Below are 15,424 nucleotides of genomic sequence, written 5' to 3'. Positions count from 1 at the left end.
CTGAGCCGGTCCGCCGACCGAGCCGGGCCGCCTGAGCCGCGGTGGTCCGGGGCGGGGGCAGCGCGACGCCCCCGCCCCCGCCGCGCACACGGCGGCAGAGGCGGGGGCGGGAGCGGGGCGTCACAGCAGGCCCTGCGCGGGAGGGCGGGGGACTAGCCGCCCGTCACCTCCGTCACCCTCCAGCGCTGGTTCGCCCCGGAGTTCGGCTGCCACAGCCCCACGGACGCGCCCTCGTTCGTGGACTGGCCGGAGACATCAGGGAGTTGGCCGGTCGCGGCGTTGACCAGGGTCCAGGTGCCGTCGCCGGTCGTCGACATGATCCACTCGGTGGCCTTGTCGCGGCGACCCTCGTCGGGCTCCGCCACCAGCGCGCCGTTCCGGACGGCCAGGCGCTTGTCCGAGGACGCCTCCGTGAGGACGTACCGCTTGCGGTTGTCGGCGCCGCGGATCTGCTCCACCGTCCACTGCCGGCCGGCCGGGTCGGCGGACGCGCCCCGGATGACGAGGCCCGTGCCGTTGTCCGCGATCGTGAGGTCCTTGCCGCTCTGGACGCCCGTCAGGCGGTAGGTGTGGCCCTTGCGCAGCTCGGCCGCGTCCTTGGCGACCCCGGACACGCCCTTGACGAGGAACGACGTCACCGACTGGGCGGGCACGGTGAGCGTGGCCTGCTTGCCGGTGACTGCGACGGCCTTCTGCTTCTCCAGCTTGCCGTCGGCGCTGGTCACCACCGGGGTGACGGTGGCTCGGGAGGAGACCCGGCCGAACTTCGACAGGTCGAGCGTGACCTCGCGGGCCTCGGTGGCGCTGTTGACGTGGACGACCGTCGCCGCGTCACCCTTGCGGGAGATCGCCGCGGTGCTGGACGTGTCGTTCGTCTTGATCAGCCGGTCGCCGGGCTTGATGAAGTGCGTGAAGTTGCGGGCCGTGTCGAACTTGGTGTTCGTGTAGATCGGGCAGGTCTCCAGGGTGTCCTTGGAGGTGCAGCTGAACGGGAGCTGGATCTCGCCCCAGTTGCCGCCCTTCGCGGACTCGCCGCCCGGCTTCATGTTGTCGTAGTCCTCGACGGGCTGCCAGAACACCCAGGCCTTGGGCTCCAGTTCGCGCAGGTCGTCGACGATGCGCTGGGCGAGGCCGAGGCCGGGCCGCATGTCGGTGAAGCTCTGGCCGTCGCCCCAGTCGCCCTCGACCTCGCTCATCCACAGCGGCTTGTCGGCGGCCTTGGCGAGGTCGCGGACCGTGGTGCGCTGGCCGGTGCCGTAGGTGTGGACGTTCATCTGGTCGACCAGGTCGCGGACCTCCTGGGGGTAGGAGTTCCAGTTGGTGGCGAACGTGCCGGGGTTGGTCTCGTCCATCGCGGATATCTCCGCGTCGCTCCGGGACTTCTCCAGGACCGGGGCCAGCGCGCGCAGCACCTTCTGCTGGAGTTCGGGGCCCATGTGGGCGCCCTCCTGGCGGCCGCCGGTCGGCTCGCCGTCCGGGCCGAGCTTGGTGCCCCAGTAGTTGGTGTTCGGCTCGTTGAACGGGTCGAGGGTGTCGACCTTGATGCCGTGCGCCTTCTCCAGACGCTCGGTCGCGCCCACCAGATACTTGGCGAAGTCCTCGACGGACTCGGGCTTCAGCTGGTCCTTGCCGGCGTCGAAGTTGCCGGAGACGTAGCCGCTCTCGGTCATGAACCAGGGCGGGGAGTTGCTGAAGGTCTCCCAGTGGGTGATGTCCTTCTTGATGCGGTCGACCCACCAGCGCTGCGTCTTGTCGGCGTTCTTGTTCCAGTCGGCCGGGTCCTCGGCGTCCCACCAGTCGACGTCCTCGCGGGTGGTGCCCGCCGGGGCCTTCCACCAGCCCTCGACCGCGCCGCCCGCGCGCAGGTAGTCCTTGACGTCCGGGGCGTTGCCGCCGCCGATGTTGTAGCGGGCGATGTTCAGGGCGAGGCCCTCGTCGCCGAAGAGGAGCTTGTAGAGCTTCTCGCGGATCGCGGGCGGGTAGTCGCCGGTGGCGTTGGCGAACCAGACCAGGCTCGTGCCCCAGCCCTCGAACTTCTCCCCCGAGTAGGAGGGGTCCGGCCGGACCGTGACCCCGGCGGCCTGGACCGCGGAATCGGCGTGCGCGGCCGGCAGGGTCGTCGTGGCCAGGACGGTTCCGGTCGCCAGCGCGGTGACGCCGATGGCCCCGAGGAGCCTTCTCTTGCGGGTGCGGTGTGCCATCTCGAGTACTCCAGCTCTTCTGCGTGCCGCGCGTCCCGGCGGGACACAGAGATCGGGGTCTACGGGGGTGCGAGTGGTACTGGTTTGGCAGCTTCTCGTACGATTTCGACTAGGCAATGTTTACGTAAACATCCACTGGCGGGATGTCTACACTGTCCGAATCTCAGGGGTCAAGGAGTCGTTCCGGACCGAAATCCGCGGCAGTCGCGCGGCGAGGGCAGCGAGGGGCAGGTGGGCACCGTGGACAGCGAGAGCGTGTCGGGGGGCACGAGCCGTACGAGAAGGCGTGCGGCCCGCCCCCGCCAGGGCGCGTCCATGGCGGACGTCGCCCAGCTCGCGGGTGTGTCCTCCCAGACGGTCTCCCGGGTCTCCAACGGCTTCCCCGGCGTCACCGAGGACACCCGCCGACAGGTCCTGGCCGCCATGCGGGAGCTGGGCTACCGGCCCAACAGCGCGGCACGCGCGCTGCGCCGCGGCGAGTTCCGCACCCTCGGCGTGATCACCTTCTCCCTGTCCACCATGGGCAACATCCGCACCCTGGAGGCCATCGCCACGTCGGCGGCCCAGCACGGTTACGCCGTCACGCTGCTGCCCGTGGCCGTCCCCACCCAGGACGAGGTCAACGGCGCCTTCTCACGCCTCGGGGAACTCGCGGTCGACGCCGTCATCGTCATCATGGAGATCCACCTGCTCGACGCGGCGACGGTCTCACTACCGCCCGGGGTGCAGGTCGTCGTGGCCGACTCCGACGCCGGCGACCGCTACACCGTCGTCGACACCGACCAGGCGGGCGGCGCCCGGGACGCCGTACGGCACCTGCTGGACCTCGGTCACGACACGGTGTGGCACCTGGCGGGCCCCGAGGGCTCCTTCGCCGCCCAGCGCCGCGCCAACGCCTGGCACGCCACGCTCACCGAGGCGGGCCGCACCCCGCCGCCCCCGGTCCGCGGCGACTGGTCGGCCGAGTCCGGCTACCGGGCCGGCCTCCGCCTGGCCGACGAGCCGGACTGCACGGCGGTGTTCGCGGCCAACGACCAGATGGCCCTGGGCCTCCTCCGGGCCCTGCACGAACGGGGCCGCCGCGTCCCCGACGACATCAGCGTCGTCGGCTTCGACGACATCCCCGAGTCCGCGTCCTTCCTCCCGCCCCTCACCACGATCCACCAGGACTTCGCCGAGGTGGGACGGCTGTGCGTGGAGGGGGTGCTGAGCAAGATGCGGCAGGACGGGACGGAGCACGGGACGACGCTGGTGCCGACCCGGCTGGTCCGGAGGGCGAGCACGGGGGCGCCGGGGTCCTCGAGGTGAGGGATCGTCCGGAGCTGGTGCTGAGGCAGGTCGGGGCCGAGCGCAGCCAGATAGTGGAGTCGAGTGCGGAGCTTTTCGAAACCAGGATGGCGAGTTCCTTACGAAAATGTGTCACTTTTGCGCGCGTGACAGTAAGGGAAGTCGATGCTATAAAAGCGCCAGGGGATCAACAAGTCAAAAAGTAGGTGGTGGTTGCGGTGGCGACGTCGGAGATATCTTGGCGTAAGAGCAGCGCAAGCGGAGCCGAGGAGAACTGTGTCGAGTGCCTTCCGGTCGCGAAAGGGATGTTGATCCGCGACTCGAAGGACGATGGCGGAGGGTTGATCCACGCCACCGAAAGTGCCTGGCTGGTGTTTGTCGAGTACATCACCGCGAGGAGGGTCTAGGGTCTTCCCATGGATGCTTCGCAGGCCACCCTCCTGGTGGCTGTCGCCGGTGTGCTGGGGACGGTGGCGTCCGGTGCGCTCGCCAACTACGGGTCTCGCAAGGTGAAGATGGCGGAGCTGGAGCATATGGAGCGTCAGTGGCGAGCGAGTATGGCCGCCGAGCAGCACCGGCATCGGAGCTCCGAGATGAAGGCCGCATACATTGAGCTCAACAGAACCGCCCGAGCCTTCCAGTCCCTTCTGCAGCGCCATTTCCGGAATCTGGCCGAGGGTACGAGTTTCGCCGTAGACCCGGAACAGGAGGATGAGGCGCGAAATGCTGCACGAGACGCCTATTCCGAGGCTCAGCTTTTTGGATCCGAGGAGTCGCTGGAGATCGCCAGCAATTTCCTGAACAACCTGTACGCGATTCACAGGCTGATGATGAAGTTTGAGGAAAGCGGTGAAACCGCGGTCCTTGACGAGGTGAGAACCAGGGTCGAGCGAAGCCGGAGCGAGGTTCGCGAGATGCGCAATTCGATGCGTGCCGACCTGGGGATGCCGAGCCACGGCGATCGCTGAACCCTCCAAGGAAAGCCGGACGTCAAAGAGACACGCTCTCGCCACCCTCCCCCGGCGTCACCAGCCCCGCCTCGTACGCCACGATCACCGCCTGCGCCCGGTCGCGTAGTTCCAGCTTGGTGAACAGGCGGTTGATGTGGGTCTTGACCGTGTGGTCGGTGATGGTGAGGCGGTCGGCGATGTCCGCGTTGGACAGGCCCTGGGCGATCAGGAGGAGGACCTCGACCTCGCGGGCGGTGAGGCGGTCCAGGAGGGTCCTGGGGGCGGTGACCGGGCGGCGGGGGGCGAACTCGGCGATCAGGCGGCGGGTGATGCCGGGGGCGAGCATGGCGTCGCCGGCGGCCACCACCCGCACGGCGTGCAGGAGTTCGGGGAAGGTCGCGTCCTTCAGGAGGAAGCCGCTGGCGCCGGCCGCGAGGGCGTCGAAGACGTACTGGTCGAGGTCGAAGGTGGTGAGCATCAGCGCCTTCGTGCCGCCCTCGGTCTCCCGCAGGATCGTGCGCGCGGCCCGGATGCCGTCCAGCTTCGGCATGCGGATGTCGAGGAGCGCGATGTCCGGGCGGTGGGTGAGCGCGAGGGCGACCGCCTGTTCGCCGTCCTCCGCCTCGCCGACGACGTCGATGTCGTCCTGCGTGGACAGCAGGTTCACGAAGCCGGTCCGTACCACCGCCTGGTCGTCGGCCACGATCGCGCGGATCGGTTCCCCCGCCGTCACGACACACCCTCCGCGAAGCTCTTCGCCCCGGCCCGCACCGGGAGTTCGGCCTCGACGAGGAAGCCGCCCCCGGGACCGGCCGGCCCGCAGGTCAGACGTCCGCCGACCAGGTTCGCACGCTCCCGCATGCCGCTCAAGCCGTGCCCGCCCGAGTCCTGCGGGGATCCCTGGGGGCCCGGGCCGTCGTCGGTGATCCGGAGGCGGACCTCGTCGTCCGCGAAGGCGAGGCGGATGTCGACCGCGGCGCCGCGGGCATGGCGGCGGGCGTTGGTCAGGGCCTCCTGGACGATGCGGTAGGCGGTGAGTTCGAGGGACGGGGGGAGGAGCGGGGAGCGGGTGCCCTCCGTGTGGAGGGTGACCTCCCCGCCGCCCGAGCGGTGGGCCTCCAGCAGCGCGTCGAGGGAGTCCAGGGTCGGCTGCGGGAGGACGGGGGCGTCCTCGGCCGTGTCGTCCGCGCGCAGCACGCTGAGCAGTTGGCGCAGTTCCGTCAGGGCCGAGCGGGCCGAGGCGGCGATCTGCTGGAAGCCGTCGCGGGCGGGCGGGGACAGGTCGGGCGTGGTGTACGTGGCGCTCTCCGCCCGGACGGCGATCACGGACACCGAGTGCGCCACGATGTCGTGCAACTCCCGTGCTATGGCGGCCCGTTCCTGTGCGGCGGCGTGCCGGCGCTCCATGGCGATCAGCTCCCGCTGGGCGGCCTCCCGGGCCTGCCGTGACTCCTCCCGGCTGCGGAAGGCGTCCGCGACGCCGACCGTCGCCACCACGCCCACGGCCAGGACGAAGGACTCCGTGAAGTACGACAGCGAGCCGTCGGCGCCGACGGCGGGCGCCCGGCCCCCGAGGTCGTACACGCCCATCGCCACGTGGCCCGCGTTGACGAGGAGCGCGCCGGTGATCGCGGCCGTGCTCAGCACGGCGGGGTGCAGGACGCGGTGGCGGGCGAGCGAGTAGAGGCCCATGACCCCGGCCACCGCGACCGTCATCAGCAGCTCGGGGCGGAAGAGGAAGTTCAGCAGCGCGGCGGGCACCACCAGGAGTCCGACGCGGGGCTCGCGCCGGCGCCAGAAGAGCGGCGGCACCACGAAGGGCAGGGTCGCCAGGACCGTCGTCGAGGTGACGCGGGAGTGCAGGACCTCGGCCGCGGCCAGGACGACCAGCAGGACGCCGGTGACGTACGGGTAGCGGGGCGAGCGCGACCAGGCGGTGGGGCGCAGGGACGGCGACTGACGCATGCCCACATTGTCGGCCGCGGGCGTTCCGGCCGCGTCACCGTACGGGTTGACTCAAGTGCCGGGTGAGTACCACGGGTTGACGCCCAGGATCGGAATCCGGTGTGACGCTTCTCGTCCGCTCCTTGCGAAGACTGGCCGACACGAGTGCCGGCTGACAGGGGGAGCGGGATGCAGGAGCTTTGGCGGGGACCGGTCGATGTGCCGACCTCCTCGGTGGCGGCCGTGCGTACGCACCCGCCGCGTCCGGCTCCGGTGCCGGTCTCCCCCGTGCGGCCCCGGCGCCGCGGCTCCACCCGGCGCTGGGAGACCGCCTGCTGGGCGGCCTGCTCGGTCTTCGCGCTGCTGCTGTGCCTGTGGACGACGATCACGCCGCACCGGGTCTGGGGCGCCTGCGCCGCCGTCGGGTACGGGCTCGCCGGGCTCGTCGCGCACCGCTCCGCACGGGCCTGGGGGCGGGTGAGCGCGGCCGTGGCCGCGGCCGGGTCGGTCCTGGTGCCGCTGGTGTTCCTGGTCGCCCACGGGCGGTGCCAGATGGAGGTCGCGGTCGTGGAGCGGTCCGGTGGCCTGCTGCTGGACTCCGGCACGCCGTACGTGCCCGACCCGGACCGACTCGGCGACTACAACCCGTACTTGCCGGGCATGGCGCTCTTCGGACTGCCCCGGGCCGTCCTCGGCGACGTCCCGCTCGCGGACGGCCGGGTGTGGTTCGCGGTGGTCTCGCTCGGGGCCATGGGGCTGGCGGCCGCGGTGTGCCGTGGCTCCGGTGGTCCCGGGTCCCTGAACAACGCCCGCCGCAGCCCCACCCCGGGCCAGGCCCTCCTCTGGCTCGCCGCCACCCCCGCCGCAGCCCTTCCCCTCGCCGTCGGGGGTGTGGATCTGCCCGTCATCGCGCTGATGTGCCTCGCGCTGGCCCTCGCGGGCCGCGGACGTCCCGTCGCCGCCGGGCTCGCGCTCGGGGCCGCCGCCTCGCTGAAGTGGACCGCCTGGCCGCTGCTGCCCGTCGGGCTGGCCCTGCTCGCCGTGACCGCCGGGCGGCGGGCCGCCGTACGGGCCGGGGCCACGGCCGTCGCGCTCGGTGTGCTCGCCGTGGTGCCGGTCGCGCTGGCCGACCCGAGGGCGTTCGCCGAGCACGCGCTGCTCTTCCCGCTGGGCGAGGGCGGCACCGCGTCCCCGGCGACCAGCCCGCTGCCGGGGCACCTCCTGGCGACCCGGGTGCCGGGCGGCTTCGCCCTGGCGGTGGCGGCGCTGGCGCTGAGCGCGGTCGCGGTGGCCGTGTCCCTCGTGACGCGTCCGCCGCGCACCACCGTCGCCGCGGCGGACCGGCTGGCGCTGGGCCTCGGGATCGCCATGTGCCTGATCCCCGCCACCCGCTTCGGATACGCCGTCTACCCGCTGGTGCTGTTCGGCTGGTTCCGGCTCGCGCAGGCCGACCGCCGGACGGCACGGCCAGGAGGTGCCGTGCCCACGCGACTCGCCACGCCCCCGGAGACCGGGCGTCCGCTGCGCTGGACGTCCTCCCTGCTGCGCGACCGGGTCACCGCGGCGCACCGCAACCACCTGTTCGCCGTGAAGCCGCTGGAGGACTGACCGACCATGCCGCGCACGCTCGTCGTCACCAACGACTTCCCGCCCCGCCAGGGCGGCATCGAGACCTTCGTCCACGCCATGACGGCGCGTTTCCCGGCCGACCGGGTCGCCGTCTACACCTCCGGTACCCCGGGCGACCGGGCCTACGACGCCCGGCTGCCGTTCCCGGTGGTGCGGGACCGCACCGGGATGCTGCTGCCGACCCGGCGGGTCACCGCCCGGGCGGTCGAGCTGGCCCGCGCGCACGACTGCGACAGCGTCTGGTTCGGGGCGGCCGCCCCGCTCGGGCTGATGGCGGGTGAGCTGCGCCGCCGTACGGACGTCCGGCGGCTGGTGGCCACCACGCACGGGCACGAGGTGTGGTGGGCGCGCACCCCCGGGGCGCGTGCGCTGCTGCGGCGGATCGGGGCCGGGGTGGACAGCGTCACGTACCTCGGCTCGTACACCCGGGCGCGGATCGCCGCCGCGGTCGGGCCGGAGGCGGCGGCGCGGATGCGGCGGCTGGCGCCCGGTGTGGACGCCGACGTCTTCCAAGGCTCCGAGGCCGCGGGGGTCCGGGTCCGGGAGCGATACGGACTGGGCGACCGGCCGGTGGTGCTGTGCGCGGCCCGGCTCATTCCGCGCAAGGGCCAGGACACGCTGATACGGGCCCTGCGTGGGGTGCGCGGCAGCATCCCCGGCGTGGTGCTGCTGCTGGTCGGGGACGGCCCGCACGCCCGGGCCCTGCACCGGCTCGCGGTCGAGGAGCGGGTGGCGGACGCGGTCGTCTTCGCCGGTGGTCATCCGCACGAGGACATGCCCGGTTTCTACGCTGCTGCCCAGGTCTTCGCCATGCCGTGCCGGACGCGCCGGGCGGGCATGGAGGTGGAGGGGCTCGGCATCGTGTTCCTGGAGGCGTCGGCGGCCGGACTGCCCGTCGTCGTCGGCGACTCGGGCGGGGCACCGGACACCGTCCGGGACGGGGAGACCGGATACCTGGTCGACGGCCACGACGTACGGGCGCTCGCCGACCGGCTCGCACTGCTCCTCGGCGACACCGGACTGGCCCGGGACATGGGCCGCAAGGGCCGCGCGTGGGTGCGGCGGGAATGGGGGTGGGACCGGGCGCACGGGCAGCTGACGTCCTTGCTTCGGGCGGTCTGAGTCGCGGCGGCCGACGGGCCGGGCACAGGGCCCGCCCAGCCGAGGCCAGTGTTGTTCAGGTGCAGTGCGTGAGCCACTTGGCGATGATGGCCGCGTGGCTGCGGACGCCGTGGGGGCCGTCGGGCCGGGCACAGGGTCCGCCTCGCCGAGGCCGGTGTCGTTCAGGTGCAGTGCGTGAGCCGCTTGGCGACGATGGCCGCGTGGCTGCGGACGCCGTGGCGGTCGAAGGGTCGCTGCATGGGGGATTCCGCGCCGGCCGGTCTCCTCGGCCGGGCCCGCCCCGACTCCTCATCGAACGCCCGGCCTCCGCGGGCGGCGGCGCCGTCCGGCCGGCCACGCTCCAGCCAGAGGGCCGCGGGGCGCTGCTCCGCACCGGGACCCCGAGACGTCCCTCGTCACCGCCCCGCGTCGCTGGTTCGGCGCGTTCCGGCCAGGCCGCTGATCTCCAGGGCGTCCACCATCCGCAACGCCCGCGTGAGCGTCTCCGCGATCGACGGCCCCTTCGACCGGTCCGGGCGCAGCGCCCACTCCTCCACGCCGATGCGCAGCGCGGTGTTGAGCACCCCTGCCTCGACCCGGACCGCGAGGTCTTCGGCGGGACGACCCGTGCGCTCGGCGATCATCGCGGCGAACGCGGCCTCCGCGTCGTAGTGCGCCTCCAGCCACACCGCCCGCAGGCCCGGCTCGTCACGGCACAGCCGCAGCAGGTCGCCCAGCGCCTGGAGGCCGGGGGCGTCGCCGGCGTCGCGCCGGAAGCTGAGGATGGCCTCGGCCAGGGAGCGCTGGTCGCCCTCGCAGTCCCGCAGCCGCTCGGTCAGCAGCTCCAGGCCGGTGGTGAGCAGGGGGCGCACGCACTCCTCCTTGGAGCGGAAGTACCGCCACAGCGTGCGCGTCGACACCCCGGACGCGGAGGCGATGTCCTCCGCGGTGACCGCCGCCACGCCCTTGGCGGCGAAGAGCCGGACCGCCTCCTCGGCGATCTCCCTGCGCGTCGCGGCGCGCCGTCGCTCCGTCAGCGGTGGCCGCCCCGTGGCACCACCTGCTCGTCCGGCCATGCGCCCTCCTCGACTTCCCCCGCTCACCCTATTTTAGGTCGCGACCTGTCGTCCTGGCGGAGCACGACCGTGTGGCATGCCGTGTCTTTATGTCACGCTGCGCCAGAAACCAGTACGCTGCCTGACGCCACACCGCGACGAGCAGAGGAGGCGCCATGCGTGCCACGGGTCTGTCAGGCAAGAGCGTCATCGTCACCGGGGCCGCCTCCGGCATCGGCCGCGCCGCCGCGCTGCACTTCGCCGCCGAGGGGGCGAAGGTCGTGGTCGCCGACCTGAACGCGGAGGGCGCCGAGAGCACCGTCGAGGCCATCGCGTCCGCGGGCGGCACGGCCGTCGCCGTCACGGGCGACCTGAGCGACGCCGCGGTGGTGGACGCGGTCGTGGCCGCCGCGACCGACACCTTCGGCGGCATCGACGTCCTGGTCAACAACGCGGGCGTCATGGACAGCATGTCCGCCGCGGCGGACGTCAGCGACGCCGAGTGGGAGCGGGTCCTGCGCATCAACCTCACGGCCCCGTTCCTGCTGACGCGCGCCGCCCTGCCCCACATGATCGCGGCCGGTGGCGGCGCCATCGTCACCACCGCGTCCGAGGCGTCGCTGCGCGGCAGCGCGGCGGGGACGGCCTACACCGTCTCCAAGCACGGCGTCCTCGGGCTCACCCGCTCCCTCGCGGTGATGTACCGGGACCAGGGCATCCGCGCCAACGCCATAGCCCCGGGCGGCACGGCCACCGCCATCACGGCCGACGTGCGCATCGACCCGGAGGCCCACGGACCGGCCGTCGTCGGCAGGCACTTCGTCAACATGGGCCGGCTGTGCGAGCCGGAGGAGCAGGCCGCCGCCATCGTCTACCTCGCGTCCGACGCGGCGAGCGGCGTCAACGGCGTGATCCTGCCGGTGGACAACGCCTGGGCCGCCGTCTGACCGACGAAGTCCCCGTCCCCCGAACCGCCGAAGTCTCCGTTCCCCACCCTTCCCCCCGCCGGAGAGTCACGAGAGGAAGAGGACACCATGTCCACCCCCCACACCCCGCTCGACTTCGACCCGAACGCCCTGCGCGCGCGGTACCGGGCCGAGCGCGACCGGCGGATCCGGCCGGACGGCAACCGCCAGTACCGGCGCACCACCGGCGAGTTCGGCCACTTCGACGACGACCCGTACGCCGAGCCCGGGTTCACCCGGGAGCCCCTGAACGACCACGTGGACGTGGTGGTCGTCGGCGGCGGCTTCGGTGGCCTGCTCACCGGTGCCCGGCTGCGCCAGGCGGGCCTGCGCGGCATCCGGATCATCGAGAAGGGCGCCGACTTCGGCGGCACCTGGTACTGGAACCGGTACCCGGGCATCCACTGCGACATCGAGTCGTACGTCTACCTGCCGCTGCTGGAGGAACTGGGCCACGTCCCGAAGTGGAAGTACGCGCCGGGCGAGGAGGTCCGCGAGCACGCCCGGGCGATCGCCCGCCACTTCGACCTCTACCGCGACGCCTGCTTCCGCACACAGGTCCGCGAACTGCGCTGGGACGAGGGCGAGTCCGCCTGGATCGTCACGACCGACCGCGGCGACCGCATGACCGCCCGCCATGTCGTCGTGGCGACCGGGCTGCTCAGCCAGCCGAAACTGCCCGGCATCGAAGGCATCGAGACCTTCCAGGGCCACATGTTCCACACCAGCCGCTGGGACTACGACTACACCGGCGGCGACGCGAACGGCGGTCTGACGAAGCTCGCCGACAAGCGCGTGGCCCTCATCGGCACCGGCGCCACCGCCATCCAGGTCGTCCCCCACCTCGGCCGGGACGCGCGGCACCTGTACGTCTTCCAGCGGACGCCCTCCTCCGTGGACGTGCGCGGCCAGCGCCCGACGGACCCCGAGTGGGCCGCCTCGCTGCAGCCCGGCTGGGCCCGGCGGCGCCGGGACAACTTCCTCGCGGTCGTCACCGGTGCCCGCACCGACGAGGACCTGGTCGCCGACGGCTGGACCAGCAGCGCCCGCCTCCAGCAGAAGCTCATCCCGAGCGACGGCTTCGCCGGTCTCGCGCCCGAGGAGCGTGAACGGCTGGAGGAGATCGCCGACTTCCAGAAGATGAACGAACTGCGGGCCCGCGTCGACGCGATCGTCCGCGACCCGGAGACGGCCGAGAAGCTCAAGCCCTGGTACCGCTACATGTGCAAGCGGCCCACCTTCAGCGATTCGTACCTGGAGACCTTCAACCGGCCCGACGTGACGCTCGTCGACACGGCCGACCACGGGGGCGTCGAGCGCTTCACCGAGAGCGCGGTGGTGGCCGGCGGCGTGGAGTACGAGGTCGACTGCGTCGTCTTCGGCACCGGCTTCGAGGTCGGCGTCTCCGGTCTGCTGTCCGGGCAGCTCCCCGCGTACGGCAGGGACGGGGTCGCCCTGCTGGACGCCTGGCGGAAGACCGGCCCGCGGACCCTGCACGGCTTCTACAGCCGGGGTTTCCCCAACCTGTTCATGCTCGGCTCGGTGCAGAGCGCGAGTTCCGTGAACTACGTGCACGTCCTGGACGAGCAGGCCACCCATGTCGCCGAGGTGAGCGCCGAGGCCGGCAGGCGCGGCGCCCCCCGCGTGGAACCGGCCGCCGAGGCACAGGACGCCTGGGTGGCCACCCTCCGCGAGAAGTCGGTCGACCTGTTCGCGTTCCAGTCCGAGTGCACCCCCGGCTACTACAACGCCGAGGGCATGCCGAGACCGCGCGGCGAGTCGTACGGGGACGGCCCGATCGCCTTCTACGAGCTGATCCGGCGCTGGCGCGCGGAGGGCGGCATGGACGAGGTGCTGGGCTCGTGACACCGCGGCGGGGCGAACGCCTCAACCCACCCAACCCGCTGCAGGGTTCCAACGGCGTCGCGTTCGGCCCCCACGGGCGGCTGTACGTGGCGCAGTTCCTCGCGGGACGGATCAGTGCCGTGGACCCGGCCACCGGTGACGTCGAGGTCGTGGTCCCGGCGGCGGCCCGGTCCGGTCGCCCGACGACCTGGCGTTCGGGGCGGACGGCTCGATGTACATCGCCGACCTGGTCCCCGGCCGGGTGTGGCGCCGCAGCCCCGACGGGGCGTACGGCCTGGTCTCCGACGAGGTGAAGGTGCCCAACGGCATCACCTGCGTCGGCGACCGGACCACCGGCGAGCGGCGCGTCGCGGCCGAGGACCTGCCGGTCGGCCGGCCGCCCGGCCCCGCCCCGGCCCTCTTCACGCACGGCGTTCCCGGCCTCGCGCCCCGGTTCGCGGGCCTCGCCGCGGCCCCGGACGGCTCCCTGCTGCTGTCGGCCGACGCGGAGGGCACGGTGCTGCGGCTGACACCGGACGCCTAGACCCTGTCGTCACCTTGCCGTCGGCCCCGCCACCGGTTCAGCGGCGGCGGCCCCGGGACGGCCCGCCCCGCCGTGCGCCCGGGGCGGAACCCGTGCGCGCCGGGCGGTTCTCGGCGGCCGGCGGCGTGAGGACGACCGGCACGCCGGACGGCTCCCGGGCACCGGTGATCCGGCTCAGCTCGGCCTCGTCGGAGCGGACCCGGGTGACACGCGGGGTGATGCCGGCGTCGGCCATCAGCCGGCTCATCTCGCGGCGCTGGTGCGGCAGGACCAGCGTGACGACGGTGCCGGACTCGCCCGCCCGGGCGGTCCGGCCGCCCCGGTGCAGATAGTCCTTGTGGTCGCCGGGCGGGTCCACGTTGACGACCAGGTCGAGCTGGTCGACGTGGATGCCGCGCGCGGCCACGTTGGTCGCCACCAGCACCGAGACCTGCCCGTCCTTGAACCGGGCCAGGGTCCGGGTGCGCTGCGACTGGGACTTGCCGCCGTGCAGCGCCATCGCGCGCACGCCGACCGCCAGCAGCTTCTTGGCCAGCCGGTCCGCGGCGTGCTTGGTGTCCAGGAACATGATCACGCGTCCGTCGCGGGCGGCGATCCGGGTCGTGGTGGCGTGCTTGTCGTCGTCCTCCACGTGCAGCAGGTGGTGCTCCATCGTGGTGACCGCGCCCGCGGACGGATCGACCGAGTGCACGACCGGGTCGTGCAGGTACGTGCGGACCAGCCGGTCGACGTTGCGGTCCAGGGTGGCCGAGAACAGCATCCGCTGCCCGTCCGGCCGCACCTGGTCGAGCAGGGCCGTGACCTGGGGCATGAAGCCCATGTCGGTCATCTGGTCGGCCTCGTCGAGGACCGTGACGCCGACCTGGTCCAGTCGGCAGTCGCCGCGGTCTATGAGGTCCTTGAGCCGCCCGGGCGTCGCGACGACGACCTCGGCACCGGTGCGCAGCGCGTTCGCCTGCCGGCCGATCGACAGGCCGCCGACCACCGTGGTGAGCCGCAGCCGCAGCGCCCGGGCGAACGGCGTGAGGGCGTCGGTGACCTGCTGGGCCAGCTCCCGCGTGGGCACGAGGACGAGCGCCAGCGGCTGCCGGGACTCGGCGCGCTGCCCGTCGACGCGGGCCAGCAGGGCGAGGCCGAAGGCGAGCGTCTTGCCCGACCCGGTGCGCCCGCGGCCCAGGACGTCCCGGCCGGCCAGCGAGTTCGGCAGGGTCGCCGCCTGGATCGGGAACGGGGCGGTCAGGCCCTCGGCGCGCAGCGCCGTCAGCAGCCGTTCGGGCAGGTCGAGTTCGGCGAACGACTCGACGGCGGGGAGGGCCGGGGTGAGGGTGACCGGGGGTGCGAACTCCCGGCCGGCGGCGGGGCGGCGCCCACCGTTGCCGCCGTTGCCACCGTTGCCGCCCGCCGGACGGGAGGCGGTGTGCTGGCCCGCCGCCTTGCGGGACCGGGCCCCGCCGTTGCGGGAGCGGGTGGAGCCGTTGTTGTTCCTGCGAGCCGTGCGGTCCAAGGGGAACCTTCCTCGATGCGGCACGGATCGGGGAATGCGCGGCGGCGCCGGAGCGCCGCAGGATTCGCAAGAGCGGGCCGGAATGGGGAAACGAAAAGAGCCGAGGCCCGCACCGCAGGGGTGCGGGCCCCGGTCAGGGCATGCGCGCCGACGTCAGGCGGGAACGATGTTCTCGGCCTGCGGGCCCTTCTGGCCCTGCGTGACGTCGAAGGTCACCTTCTGGCCTTCCTGCAGCTCACGGAAGCCGGAGGTGGCGATGTTCGAGTAGTGGGCGAACACGTCGGGACCGCCGCCCTCCTGCTCGATGAAGCCGAAGCCCTTTTCCGAGTTGAACCACTTCACGGTGCCGGTGGCCATGTGAATCTCCTTTGGGGGGTGCCGTACCCGGAATCCGCACCG

General features: G+C 72.8%; 13 protein-coding genes and 1 pseudogene. 8 read left to right on the top strand and 6 right to left on the bottom strand.

The window, feature by feature from the left end:
* Window positions 1-152 precede the first annotated feature (152 nt).
* On the bottom strand, window positions 153-2,201 hold the full coding sequence (locus tag ACSUPV_RS19505; RefSeq protein WP_436947940.1) for a glycoside hydrolase: 2,049 nt from the start codon (window positions 2,199-2,201) through the stop codon (window positions 153-155).
* A 315-nt stretch (window positions 2,202-2,516) separates the two neighbouring features.
* On the opposite strand from ACSUPV_RS19505, the gene ACSUPV_RS19500 reads away from it, so the two are divergent.
* The 3 genes from ACSUPV_RS19500 (at window position 2,517) to ACSUPV_RS19490 (ending at window position 4,456) form a co-directional block, all read left to right on the top strand.
* On the top strand, window positions 2,517-3,509 hold the full coding sequence (locus ACSUPV_RS19500; RefSeq protein ID WP_037762537.1) for a LacI family DNA-binding transcriptional regulator: 993 nt from the start codon (window positions 2,517-2,519) through the stop codon (window positions 3,507-3,509).
* A 185-nt stretch (window positions 3,510-3,694) separates the two neighbouring features.
* Complete coding sequence (locus tag ACSUPV_RS19495; RefSeq protein WP_436947939.1) at window positions 3,695-3,895, top strand: DUF397 domain-containing protein; 201 nt, start codon at window positions 3,695-3,697, stop codon at window positions 3,893-3,895.
* A gap of 9 nt (window positions 3,896-3,904) precedes the next feature.
* Window positions 3,905-4,456, top strand: a complete 552-nt coding sequence (locus ACSUPV_RS19490; protein WP_051648851.1) for a hypothetical protein — start codon at window positions 3,905-3,907, stop codon at window positions 4,454-4,456.
* A gap of 22 nt (window positions 4,457-4,478) precedes the next feature.
* On the opposite strand, the gene ACSUPV_RS19485 is transcribed toward ACSUPV_RS19490, so the two are convergent.
* Together ACSUPV_RS19485 and ACSUPV_RS19480 are read right to left on the bottom strand one after the other, a co-directional pair.
* Window positions 4,479-5,171 (bottom strand): response regulator, encoded by a 693-nt coding sequence (locus ACSUPV_RS19485; RefSeq protein ID WP_436947937.1) that lies wholly within the window; start codon window positions 5,169-5,171, stop codon window positions 4,479-4,481.
* Window positions 5,168-6,403, bottom strand: a complete 1,236-nt coding sequence (locus tag ACSUPV_RS19480; RefSeq protein ID WP_436947935.1) for a sensor histidine kinase — start codon at window positions 6,401-6,403, stop codon at window positions 5,168-5,170. Before ACSUPV_RS19480 ends, ACSUPV_RS19485 begins: the two co-directional genes overlap by 4 nt.
* 168 nt (window positions 6,404-6,571) lie before the next feature.
* Between ACSUPV_RS19480 and ACSUPV_RS19475 the strand changes: the two genes are divergently transcribed.
* Together ACSUPV_RS19475 and ACSUPV_RS19470 are read left to right on the top strand one after the other, a co-directional pair.
* Window positions 6,572-7,990, top strand: a complete 1,419-nt coding sequence (locus ACSUPV_RS19475; RefSeq protein ID WP_436947933.1) for a glycosyltransferase 87 family protein — start codon at window positions 6,572-6,574, stop codon at window positions 7,988-7,990.
* Between the two features lie 6 nt (window positions 7,991-7,996).
* Entirely contained in the window at window positions 7,997-9,133 is a 1,137-nt protein-coding gene (locus tag ACSUPV_RS19470) for a glycosyltransferase family 4 protein (RefSeq protein ID WP_436947931.1), read from the top strand.
* Between the two features lie 395 nt (window positions 9,134-9,528).
* Here the strand turns inward: ACSUPV_RS19470 and ACSUPV_RS19465 are convergent, their stop codons facing one another.
* The gene (locus tag ACSUPV_RS19465) at window positions 9,529-10,188 is read right to left on the bottom strand and encodes a helix-turn-helix domain-containing protein (RefSeq protein WP_436947929.1); all 660 of its coding nucleotides are present in this window, start codon (window positions 10,186-10,188) and stop codon (window positions 9,529-9,531) included.
* A gap of 155 nt (window positions 10,189-10,343) precedes the next feature.
* Here ACSUPV_RS19465 and ACSUPV_RS19460 point away from each other — a divergent pair, with 155 nt between their 5' ends.
* From ACSUPV_RS19460 to ACSUPV_RS19450, 3 genes and pseudogenes are all read left to right on the top strand, one after another.
* Window positions 10,344-11,114 (top strand): SDR family NAD(P)-dependent oxidoreductase, encoded by a 771-nt coding sequence (locus tag ACSUPV_RS19460; protein WP_436947928.1) that lies wholly within the window; start codon window positions 10,344-10,346, stop codon window positions 11,112-11,114.
* An 87-nt stretch (window positions 11,115-11,201) separates the two neighbouring features.
* Window positions 11,202-12,998 (top strand): flavin-containing monooxygenase, encoded by a 1,797-nt coding sequence (locus ACSUPV_RS19455; protein ID WP_436949915.1) that lies wholly within the window; start codon window positions 11,202-11,204, stop codon window positions 12,996-12,998.
* Window positions 12,956-13,330 (top strand): annotated as a pseudogene (locus ACSUPV_RS19450) (SMP-30/gluconolactonase/LRE family protein); the annotation flags it as partial. The gene ACSUPV_RS19455 and the pseudogene ACSUPV_RS19450, both read left to right, overlap by 43 nt.
* A 228-nt stretch (window positions 13,331-13,558) precedes the next feature.
* On the opposite strand, the gene ACSUPV_RS19445 reads toward ACSUPV_RS19450, so the two are convergent.
* Window positions 13,559-15,025, bottom strand: a complete 1,467-nt coding sequence (locus ACSUPV_RS19445) for a DEAD/DEAH box helicase (RefSeq protein WP_436947926.1) — start codon at window positions 15,023-15,025, stop codon at window positions 13,559-13,561.
* Window positions 15,026-15,178: 153 nt separating this feature from the next.
* Window positions 15,179-15,382 (bottom strand): cold-shock protein, encoded by a 204-nt coding sequence (locus tag ACSUPV_RS19440; protein WP_003991681.1) that lies wholly within the window; start codon window positions 15,380-15,382, stop codon window positions 15,179-15,181.
* Window positions 15,383-15,424 lie beyond the last annotated feature (42 nt).

Origin of the sequence: Streptomyces sp. SudanB52_2052, from assembly GCF_964272415.1 — a bacterium.
In the GTDB taxonomy this organism is placed as follows: domain Bacteria; phylum Actinomycetota; class Actinomycetes; order Streptomycetales; family Streptomycetaceae; genus Streptomyces; species Streptomyces olindensis.
The sequence above is the reverse complement of the archived record's forward strand: the minus strand, read 5'-3'. Positions and strand labels throughout refer to the sequence as shown.

Excerpts from the sequence above, each read along its gene's own strand:
- ACSUPV_RS19465 (WP_436947929.1), bottom strand. The coding sequence starts at position 10,188 with ATGGCCGGACGAGCAGGTGGTGCCACGGGGCGGCCACCGCTGACGGAG.
- ACSUPV_RS19440 (WP_003991681.1), bottom strand. The coding sequence starts at position 15,382 with ATGGCCACCGGCACCGTGAAGTGGTTCAACTCGGAAAAGGGCTTCGGC.
- ACSUPV_RS19500 (WP_037762537.1), top strand. The coding sequence starts at position 2,517 with ATGGCGGACGTCGCCCAGCTCGCGGGTGTGTCCTCCCAGACGGTCTCC.
- ACSUPV_RS19455 (WP_436949915.1), top strand. The coding sequence starts at position 11,202 with ATGTCCACCCCCCACACCCCGCTCGACTTCGACCCGAACGCCCTGCGC.
- ACSUPV_RS19460 (WP_436947928.1), top strand. The coding sequence starts at position 10,344 with ATGCGTGCCACGGGTCTGTCAGGCAAGAGCGTCATCGTCACCGGGGCC.
- ACSUPV_RS19470 (WP_436947931.1), top strand. The coding sequence starts at position 7,997 with ATGCCGCGCACGCTCGTCGTCACCAACGACTTCCCGCCCCGCCAGGGC.
- ACSUPV_RS19505 (WP_436947940.1), bottom strand. The coding sequence starts at position 2,201 with ATGGCACACCGCACCCGCAAGAGAAGGCTCCTCGGGGCCATCGGCGTC.
- ACSUPV_RS19490 (WP_051648851.1), top strand. The coding sequence starts at position 3,905 with ATGGATGCTTCGCAGGCCACCCTCCTGGTGGCTGTCGCCGGTGTGCTG.
- ACSUPV_RS19480 (WP_436947935.1), bottom strand. The coding sequence starts at position 6,403 with ATGCGTCAGTCGCCGTCCCTGCGCCCCACCGCCTGGTCGCGCTCGCCC.
- ACSUPV_RS19475 (WP_436947933.1), top strand. The coding sequence starts at position 6,572 with ATGCAGGAGCTTTGGCGGGGACCGGTCGATGTGCCGACCTCCTCGGTG.